At 28.0% G+C, this 6,686-nt stretch carries 4 protein-coding genes and 1 pseudogene; all 5 read right to left on the reverse strand.

Going from position 1 to position 6,686, the window contains the following annotated elements; all coding sequences use genetic code 11:
• Nucleotides 1–3 precede the first annotated feature (3 nt).
• A complete protein-coding gene (locus HMPREF9131_RS03300) occupies nt 4–1,056 on the reverse strand; it encodes an L-threonylcarbamoyladenylate synthase (protein WP_009345305.1) in 1,053 nt (350 codons plus the stop codon).
• Between the two features lie 73 nt (nt 1,057–1,129).
• Nucleotides 1,130–2,965: an LTA synthase family protein gene (locus tag HMPREF9131_RS03305; protein ID WP_009345338.1), complete on the reverse strand. Its 1,836-nt coding sequence runs from the start codon at nt 2,963–2,965 to the stop codon at nt 1,130–1,132.
• Between the two features lie 698 nt (nt 2,966–3,663).
• Nucleotides 3,664–4,749: a phosphodiester glycosidase family protein gene (locus tag HMPREF9131_RS03310; protein ID WP_009345295.1), complete on the reverse strand. Its 1,086-nt coding sequence runs from the start codon at nt 4,747–4,749 to the stop codon at nt 3,664–3,666.
• A gap of 98 nt (nt 4,750–4,847) precedes the next feature.
• Nucleotides 4,848–6,215, reverse strand: a complete 1,368-nt coding sequence (locus HMPREF9131_RS03315; RefSeq protein WP_009345314.1) for an insulinase family protein — start codon at nt 6,213–6,215, stop codon at nt 4,848–4,850.
• A pseudogene (locus HMPREF9131_RS08630) lies at nt 6,203–6,686 on the reverse strand (peptidase M16); the annotation flags it as partial. The pseudogene HMPREF9131_RS08630 and the gene HMPREF9131_RS03315, both read right to left, overlap by 13 nt.

Here is a 6,686-nt window from a genome sequence, read left to right on the forward strand (position 1 = left end):
TCCTTAAAGTCCAATTACAACCCTACCGGCACAGGCTTTAAGAAGTCTATTCATAATACTTAGGCCCATACCCTTTAATTCAAATCCTTCAGCGAAAATTACATCAACTTTTTCTTCATCGCACTTTCTTAAAAGGTCAAATAAAGAATTTGCTACTTCTTCAAGATTATCTCTATCTCCTAAATTTAGGATAAGGTCTGCTCCCACATACTTGTCAAGATTTTGGCTGGTAGCAAGAACCGCAACCCTACCCTTTGAATTTTTTATTCTTTTATTTATCTCATTTACAATTCCATCCATCTCACCGACAAAGCAAGTTGCCATTCCCTTTGGGGCATAGTGTTTGTATTTTTGCCCCGGAGATTTTGGTATTGACTTATCCTTTGCATCAATAGTTGTATTATCTATTCCAATGGACTTATCAATTTTTTGTAAATCTTCCAATGTTACCTTTCCAGGTCTTAAAATCATAGGTGGATCTGTTGTTACATCAAGAACTGTAGATTCAATTCCAACAATAGATTTTCCCCCATCCACAATTATATCCACACGACCCATTAAATCTTCAATTACATGGCTCGCTTTAGTGGGTGATGGTCGTCCAGAAATGTTGGCAGAAGGCGCTGCTATTGGCAAATTTACATTTTTTAAAATTTTTGCTGCAATTTTATTTGACGGCATTCTTATAGCAACAGTATCAAGTCCTCCCGTAACTTCCATAGGAACAATATCAGACTTTTTAAAAATTATAGTCAACGGCCCTGGCCAAAAATTATTTATACATTTTTTTGCGATTTTTGGAATTTCACTGACTAACTCATCTAACTGTGAAGTTTTTGCAATATGAAGAATTGATGGGTTGTCATTAGGACGACCTTTGGCTTCATAAATTTTTTTCACAGCTTCCTTATCTAAGCCGTTTGCGCCTAATCCATAAACTGTTTCAGTCGGAAAAACAACTAATCCCCCTTCTTTAAAAGTTTCGGTTATTTTTTTTAATTCTTTTTTATCCTTATCTATATCTTTTTCGCTTAATTTAATAATGCTTGTTTTCAAAAAAACACCTCTTTTAAATCTTATTTAATTATATCAGTTTAAAAGGTCAATTTTAAGTCTTAGGTAAAATTTACTATTTTTTTCTTTGATTAACTCTGTAATATTCATATGCCCTGTAATCCATATATTTTTGGGCTGCTTCTCCGCCAACTTTTTCCTTTGGATAAGTTGCATCCTTAGTATATATAAAATGTCTTGAAATAATAGGCATATAATCTCTCAAATTAGAATTATACTCAAAGAAATTGTCAGCTTTTGTAAAGCCAAGCATATCTAAAACACTTGATCCTAAAAAGTTTGCAGAAATTACTGTGCCTTTTGTAAGCTTAGCATTTTCTACATTCAAATATTTTCTTCCTGCTTCATTTGCAGTTATAAAAAAAGGTGTAGAGTGACGAGTTATTTCATCCTCTAAAGTATCGACTTTCATATCAACACCTATTTGTTTGTATCCATCAGGGTCTTCTCCTAAAGCTGGAAGATGGTCACCATAAAATACAAAAATTATAGGTTCTTGTCTAGACATTATAAAATCATAAACTCTGCCAAGCATTGTATCAATATCTTTTACTCCTATAAAATAGGAACCCCAGCACACTTTTGCTTCATCTGTTAGAGGTTTAGTGCAATTAAAAGGCAAAGTTTGTCCATATTTATCATAAAAATATGGTCCATGATTTTGAATATCCACTGCATAATCAAAAACTGTTTCTTTTGAATCAAGAGATTTTTTCAATCCATCTAGATATATATCGGTAAACTTTTCTTCACTGAAATAATCTCCTTTATTTTCAGGATTTTTTATATTTTCAAGAAAACTAGATTTATCAAAACCAAGTCTTGGATATACAACATTTCTGTGGTAGAACCATTCATAACCTGGGTGAAATGCCATAGTATTATAGCCAATATTTTTTAGTACACTTGCCAAAGATTTAGTATTATTTTTTACAATGTTAAAAGCATAAGATCCATTTGGAGCTGTATCAATAGTTAAGGTTCCTGTTAAAACATCAAATTCTGTATCACCAGTGCCTCCACCAAATCCAGGCACTACAATTCTTCCTGTCATTGGTGCTTGGTTACAAATCTTTTTAAAATTTTCATTAGGGTCATTTCCCTTATCAAAAGAAAATACGGGATTTTGTGAAAAATCTGTAAAAGATTCGCCCATTATCCAAACAATATTTGGTTTTTCTTGAGCTTTTAATACAGAAATTTCTTCCCCTCTATCTTCCCTATCTCTATTGGCATATTCTTCTTTGTTATAATTTTGTGGTGGTCTAATCATTGAAGCATTGATTTTAAAAATAAAGGAATAATTAAATCCCATGGAATTATAAACATCAATTTCATTAAAAGGATTACCATAAACTTTCAAAGAATTATAAACATTTGATGAAATATAAAATCCCTTGTATGAGAAAAATCCAATTACGAGGCTTATTATAAGAATTGTTGCTCTTGTTGATAAATTCAATTTATTAGTTTTATAAAAAAATAATATTATAGCTAAAAATATAAAAAATAACAGAGCTAAAATTATAGAAAACTTATCAGGAGAATAAGAACTTTTCACCATTTTTACAGCTTCTAAACTTTCATTTATATCCGAAAGTTTAAAAGGGTCTTTTCTATAAATTATTTTCATTCTATTTATAATAAGAAAAATAATTTGAAAAGCTGAAACTAAAACGATAGAAATTTTTACCCTGCCACTTAAACCATATAAAAATAAAGCAAGCAAAAACGGAGGTAAAAAATTTAAAATAACAAGTTTAAAAGAAAATACATTTTTTATTAATTCAAAAAAAGGCGCCGTTGATAAAACAAAAACCATAATAGTACTCAACAAAGCCACAAAAGCAATAAAAAATATATCCTTAAATAATTTATTAAAATTTTCCATAACATCACCTCACTTAGTATAAAGCAATCAATAAAAATTTACAATTTTAGTGTCAGAAATTTATAAAATTTCACCAAATTTTAATATTTCTTTTACATAGCATTCACATTATTTTAAATACACAAAAAGCCACATTTGGGAGAATGTGGCTTTCGGTATTTTCCGTCCATACTGAATATGAAAGGAGAGGATGGAAAATAAGACTGGTATAAAATTTAAGTTTTAATCTCAAGGGGGGTATCCTTAGATTAAATTAAAGTACAGCTATAATGTAGAATTCTACATTATAATAAATGGGTGCAATATGAATTAACCATAAGTTAATTCTAATCATTTGAGTAAATGATAGTTAGTATCAACTAACTATGTCTTATTATAACTTAGTCAGAAAAAATTGTAAAGCTTTTTTTGAAATTTTTTCCAAGGAATTTACTATGATTATTTTTTATCCCTATACAAATATTGATTTTTAGCGATTTCTATATGAAAATTATTTTTAAATTTTTTTAAAATTTATATTAGTTAAACTTATTTTTTAAATATATTAAGCATATATTTTATTAAAATAAATTTTCTTACAAAAATAATTTTTTAAATTAATACTTATTTTAAATTCTATATAAATTTCTATAATTCGCACTAAAAAACTGGTGGCAAAATTTTATTTATTCTTAGCCACCAGCACATTCTTTTGATTTTTATTTAAAAATTAAGACAGTATTAAGATTTCTGCCAGCATTTTTTATAACTTTTCCATTTGCAAATAATGCTGATGATGCACCTCCATCTAAATTCATAGCATCAATACATCCTAAATCATTCATTATTAAAGCAAGTTTATCAACGTTTGCTACAGTTGTAAGTAAAATAACTTTTCCGTTTTTAGTAATCCCTATAGCTGACCTTTGACCTGTGGATGAATTTATTTTTCCTTCTTTATAATTATTCTTACTTTCTGCTACAACATTTTTGCCATTTTGTAAAAGCATAGGTCCTGCTGCTACAAGTTCTGTTACCTTGCTATAACTTATATCTTGACCATTGTATTTAAAAGTTTCGTTACCCTTGCCATCCACTAAGACAAGTTCAACTTTTCTACCAAGCTTAAATCTTTGGTCAATATATGATTTATCTACAGAATCTTTTCCAAAATAAATTATGTATCCATCTTTAGGTAAAGAAATTTTTCCTTTTGGCTCATAAATTTTTGTTACAGTATCTTTTACTACTTCAATAACTCTTCCATTCCTTAAATTTAATTCATTATTATATTTATTAGTGAATTTAAAAATTCCTGCAGTATCAGTAGGATTAACATTTACATACCATAAATCGAAAACATTAAATTCCATAAGACCCTTATCATTATTCCATTCATTTTTTCTTTTACCATCAAGGTAACCCTTGTATTTTAAAGATAAATTATCAATTTTTACCTTATTTTTATCAAATACAAAAAAAGAAGGTGTGGTGCCTACCATTTTCCAAACTTCTCCATCCTTAATAATTGTTGCCATAGGAACTAAAGTTTTATAAGCATCAAAATAATTACCGTTAATCGCTACTTGAGCCTTGTTATTTTTTACAATTTCATAAAAATTTTCTGCACCTATTAAGGCATTTTTCCCTTTTGCAACATGAATTTCTGAAGTTTCGTCTAAAGTAAGTTCACATACATTACACCTAACTCCTTGAATAGTTTTTGTTGAAACATTAGATTTCACCTGCCCAAAAACAGGAATTATTAAAGTTAAAGCTAATAAAATTCCAATTATTTTTTTCATAATATATACCTCCAAATTGATTATAAATTATATAATTATTTTTGACAAATAGTATAAAAAAGAACTTTCAAAAATGAAAGTCCTTTTTTTTAATAGTATTAATTATTTTTATTGAGTGGAATTATTTCTTTAAAATATTTTGAATTTTCTCTCAATTTTTCTTCATTTCCTATGGCACCTATATAATTTTCATTTAAGGCTTTTTCTATTATATCTGCATAGGATTTTAATTTTTCCATATTTGTCTTTAAGGCTTCTTCCTTATTTTCTATGACTTTTTCGTCAAAAACTTTTGTCAAGTATTTCGACAAATTTAGTTCATCAATTACTGATAAGCTAAGAAGTGGATCAAAGGAGTTCATACTGCCAATTATATAATTTTTCAAATCATCCTGTGATAAATCCAAATTTCTTATATAATTTGGAATTTCATTATAGACTTTGATGGTATTTTCTACATTAGGATCCCTGTAGGAGTAAGTTAAGAAATCTCCATTTCTTGAGAATACCGCTCCATCTCCATAGGCTCCACCTTTTGCCCTTATCTCTGTATGCAGATAAGATGAAGATAAAATATTTGCAAGAACAACCTTATCTCCTGTATATTTTTCGCCTAAATCTTTTAAATTATATCCCTTGGATATGAAATTAACATTTGATGAAAGGTATATCCCTTGATTTTTATTGTTCTTAATGAAACTGTATTTAGCTTTTTTGAATTCTTGCCTATTTAAATTATTTATATATTTTTCAAGAGCCTTCTTGTTATTATCCAAATCTTCGTCCTTACCAACAGAAGATATTATCAAATCCTTGGAGTTAAAGATTTTTTTATAAAGCTTTATTAACTTGTCTTTAAGTTTTGAAAACTCACTTTCAAAATCACTTAAAAGTTCTGACAAATATTTATAAGCATCAAGTCCTGAAACTTTATTGTTATAAGAACCCATTGGTGAGTAATAAGATTTTACAAGTCCCATAACCACTTGTGAACCTGACATTAATAAGCCTGATTCTATTTGTGATTTTGAGCTTAAAAGAATTTCCTTAATTCGTTTTTTATCATCAAATTTTGTATTTTTAATTATTTCAATAATTAAGTCTATTGCTTGATGGAAATTTTCCTCTAAGACTTTAAATTTTATATTTAGCCTAGGCTTGAATTCTTCTTTTTCTTCTTCTTTATAAGTTGAACATCCAAAAGAAATTCCACCACTAGCTATATAAATTTCATTATCTAGCTCTTGATAAGAATATTTTTTTGTATCAAGGCTTGCTATTAAAGCTAACAGTATTGGAAGATTTTTAATTTCATCATCATTAAGAAAATCAATATTGTGAGAAATAGTTGTATATACAATATTATTTGTAGCCTGATCAGATCTTAAATATAAAGCATCTGAAATTTTATCTTCTGTGCAATTATACTCACTAATACCATGTGAGATATCACTTAGTTCAAGCATAGGTATTGTTTTTTGTCTTCTTCAGAATCATCTTCTAATTGATACTTAAATAAGTTTTCTGCATTTTCTTTTATTTTATCAATTTTTTCAGGGCTTAAACTTTCTTTAAATTCCCTCAATTTTTCTTTTAATTCATTTTCTTCTTTAAGATTTTTATCTAGTTCTTGAGTACATGATAAAATTACAGAATAATTATTGTTTAATATTTTTTCTTTTATATATTCTTCGACAAAACCCTTATCTGCTGAGGTCTTTATTTCTTCTATTATGTCATTAAATTCAAGTGATTCTAATGGGCTTCTATCATAAAGCCAAGAATTTAAGGCTCTTATATAATATATTATTGCCTTTTGAGTTCCTCCACCTTCTCTGTAATTAAATTCGAAACGAGATAAGGTTGCTTGCAGTAGTTTTTTATCGACGCCTTTTTCAACTATATCTTTTAAAGTATCTTCTACAATTTTTTTAAAT

This window comes from Peptoniphilus sp. oral taxon 836 str. F0141 (genome assembly GCF_000179335.1).
Classification (GTDB): domain Bacteria; phylum Bacillota; class Clostridia; order Tissierellales; family Peptoniphilaceae; genus Peptoniphilus_A; species Peptoniphilus_A lacrimalis.